Consider the following 253-nt stretch of genomic DNA (forward strand, 5'->3'; position numbering starts at 1 on the left):
GTATTAGGCGGTGCAGCATGAATAAGGTAACCAAAATGTTCAGTACCAAACAAGGTGTGGTCACGTTATCAACCCCGTTCTTCACGCTAATGCACGAACAGCAGCAAGTTGAAGCAACTTATAAACCCAACAACTACAACGGCTGGGGTATGTGCAAAACGTTTAACGCTATTGAAGTCAGTAACTTTACCCAAGCAGATGCAGAGTTATTTGCGACAACCGCCGATTCAAAACTACGACTACAGGGGTATGC

1 protein-coding gene is annotated in these 253 nt (G+C 44.7%); it reads left to right on the forward strand.

Annotation, left to right across the window (positions count from 1 at the left end):
• Positions 1-17 precede the first annotated feature (17 nt).
• Positions 18-253 (forward strand): hypothetical protein (locus AAEY79_RS15750; RefSeq protein WP_352289559.1); only part of this gene is annotated, 236 nt, incomplete at its 3' end.

Source organism: Psychrobacter sp. GW64-MNA-CIBAN-0177 (assembly GCF_040309585.1).
In the GTDB taxonomy this organism is placed as follows: Bacteria; Pseudomonadota; Gammaproteobacteria; order Pseudomonadales; family Moraxellaceae; genus Psychrobacter; species Psychrobacter okhotskensis.